The 3,162-nt window shown below is 62.4% G+C and carries 2 protein-coding genes; both read left to right on the top strand.

Features of this window, described 5'->3' with window-relative positions; all coding sequences use genetic code 11:
- The first annotated feature begins 804 nt into the window (after positions 1 to 804).
- Entirely contained in the window at positions 805 to 2,064 is a 1,260-nt protein-coding gene (locus tag MJ783_RS22315) for an IS701 family transposase (RefSeq protein WP_370651778.1), read from the top strand.
- Between the two features lie 338 nt (positions 2,065 to 2,402).
- A complete protein-coding gene (locus MJ783_RS22310) occupies positions 2,403 to 3,158 on the top strand; it encodes a transposase (RefSeq protein WP_239313626.1) in 756 nt (251 codons plus the stop codon).
- Positions 3,159 to 3,162 lie beyond the last annotated feature (4 nt).

Below are 3,162 nucleotides of genomic sequence, written 5' to 3'. Positions count from 1 at the left end.
GGGATCCACCAGCGGTGGGACTAGCAACCATGGCACTCACCGGGCCCCTCCCTCCAACTCCACGCATCGACAAAGCAGCGGCCCTTCCCTCACCGCCGGTTATGTTGTCCGGTCGGCTCGATCGGTAATATGGCCGCCTCCGACGCCCACCCGGCCCGCCGCCCACTTCCCGGGATCACCGGTTATAGGGCACGGTTCTCCGACAGCTATCCGCAGTCTGCCGGGCCGGGGAGGGCCTCCCCAGTTCCCGCCGCCGCTGTCAGTACGTTCCGCGCCCCATACGCCGGGGAGTTCCTCACGGCCGCATCTCCAGGATCTTCGCCGCTTCCGTGGCCTTCGCCCCGATAGTGAGAGGCTCGGCACTCCCTTACCCCGCCCCGAAGGACGGGCATTCTAACGACGCCGCAGGCTTCGCGTGATGCTACGGACCGCACTGTCGCTCCCCCTTACAGGGCCTTTGACGCTGGGCTTCGACCCCGCCCGTTTCCAGACGAAGCTGCCAGCCTGCTACCGGGCCTCCTGGCAGCTACCCGGACCGGACTTTCACCGGCAAGCGACGACGAGCTTACGAACCTCCGGATCCACCGCTATCTCACGGCTTTTACCTCCAGTCCCGCTGGGCGCACACTAAGGAGAATGAACGTATCTGGACAATTATATCATTTCGTGATTTAATCTAGCAATGCGAAAGAGGGCGAATTCTAGCGATCAGTGCACCACTGGTTTGAATTCTACTAGTAGTACTTTGTTAAGTTATGTTGATCTGTTTGGAGCGCACTGATTTTCGCCTGATGTGATCGGTTTGTGACTCCAGAAGAGATCGCGCGGGTGGCGCCCCGGCTGGTGGACTTCACTGCCGGGATGCTGGCCAGCCTGCCGCGGGCGGATCAGCGGGCGGTCGGCGAGCTGTATGTGCGTGGGCTGCTGATGGACGGTGCTCGTACGTCCATGCAGCCGATGGCCGAGCGCCTTGGGGTCGACCACCAGCGGTTACAGCAGTTCGTCACTTCGTCAACCTGGGACGCGACGGCGGTACGCAGAGCAGTCGCGGGCTGGGCGAAGGACACAATCCGCCCCGAAGCATACGTGGTTGATGACTCAGGGTTCCCGAAGGACGGGAAGGCCTCGGCGTGTGTCGCGCGGATGTACTGCGGGGCACTCGGCAAGACCGGTAACTGCCAGATCGGCGTTAGTATACAAATGGTCACTGACGCGGCGTCGCTGGCGGCGAACTGGCGGCTGTTCTGCCCCGCGTCGTGGGACGACACGACCCTCGACGACCCGGCCGCGGCCGAGTCGGTCTGCCACCGCCGTGCCCGTGCCGGCCTGCCCGACGACGTCCGCCATCGGGAGAAGTGGCGCCAGGCGTTGGACATGCTCGACCAGATGGTCGATGAATGGCAGCTCGGGAAACTACTGGTGACCGCGGACGCCGGCTACGGTGACATCACCGCTTTCCGGCTCGGTCTGGAGGACCGCGGGCTGGACTATGCGCTCGCGGTCAGTCCCGATCTGTCCGCCTACCCGGTCGACGCCGTGCCCACCGTGGTGCCGGCCTCCGGGCGCGGCCGGCCATCGAAGCCGAGGTACCGCGGCCCTGCCTCGAACCTGAAGGCCCTTGCGCTCACTGCCGGTCGGGACGCGTGTACCGAGGTCACCTGGCGGACCGGCACCCGCCGAAGCCGCGGCAACCCCGAGGCGCAGATGCGGTCACATTTCGTCGCGATCCCAGTACGTCTCGCTAACCGGGACATCCCCCGCGCTGACGACGGCACCCTGCCGGTACGTACCCTGCTCGTCGAGTGGCCCCCTGACGCCGACGAGCCATCCGACTACTGGCTGCTCTCGCTGCCTGTCGGCGCCGACCTGACCGGCCTGGTCCGCCTCGCGAAGATCCGCTGGCGGATCGAACATGACTACCGGGAGTTAAAGAGCGCGCTCGGTCTCGACCATTTTGAGGGCCGCACCTACACCGGCTGGAACCGGCACGTCACCCTCGTGTGCCTCGCCCAGGCGTTCTGCACCCTGCTGCGACTCGACCCAAAAGTCCCTGCGCCGGCCTGACCGTCTACGCCACTGTCCGTGTTCTCCAGCTCCTGCTTGTAGCCTTGGCCGGCGCCTGCCCTACGTGTCATCGCTCGATTACTATCGCCGACATATGCATGATCGACTCAACTTAACAAAGTACTACTAGGAGTGTTATTCAAAACTCATTCTTCATTTGACAACGGGTCTCTTTAGTTAGACCGCTGCCGGTCTCGTCAACACTCGATCAAGCGCGGCGTGTCGCGTAGGCAACGGCCCTTCCCGTTGGTATTGGTTCATTCGCCAAAACTCGCCAATGCCAACTGAGGGAAGAATCGTTGCGATACCAGCGTACCACCGGTCTGATGTCGTCCCAGATGCAGGAGCTCGTTGTTCGTATTGGCAGCCGGTTGACGGAGCCTTGGTCCAAGAAGGCCGGCCGGCCGAAGAAGTGCACGCTGGCGCGGACGGTGGACATCGCATGCATGTACTTGCGACACAACATCACCCAGGAGTTCATCGGCGACGTACAAGACGTCTCGCAGCCCACGATTTCGCGGATCATCACTAAACTGGTGCCGATCGTGAAGGCGGTCCTGGAGGAGTTCGTTCCAGACGCGAAGGAGGCCATCGAGATCGTCAAGGGGCGAGTGTGCCTGGTAGACGGCACGATCACCCCCTGCTGGTCCTACGACGACCAGCCCGACCTATGGAGCCGGAAAAAAGGCACGACAGGGTTCAACGCGCAGCTGGTGAGTCTGCTCGACGGAGAACCCGTATTTATCTCCGACCCGCTGCCCGGAAAGAACCATGATGCATCAGCCTTTACACAGACACCAGTCGCTGAGATCGTCAAAAATTCCGGCGGTGGCATCGGGGACAGAGGCTACCAAGGATGCAGCGGAATGGTCACGCCGCGGAAAAGGCCACACGGGGGCGAACTCGGCGAGATGGACAAGAAATGCAACGCCGATCTCTCCGCTCTTCGGGCACCCGTCGAGCGAGTCGTCGCGCACTTCAAGTCGTGGCGCATACTCCACACCGACTATCGGCGCCCATACCATACCTACCACGATGCATACGATGCGACTCGCGGCCTATTTTTCTTTTCGATCTCATGGGATTTTGAATAATTCT

This window comes from Protofrankia sp. Cj3 (genome assembly GCF_917627355.1).
Classification (GTDB): Bacteria; Actinomycetota; Actinomycetes; order Frankiales; family Frankiaceae; genus Protofrankia.
The sequence above is the reverse complement of the archived record's forward strand: the minus strand, read 5'-3'. Positions and strand labels throughout refer to the sequence as shown.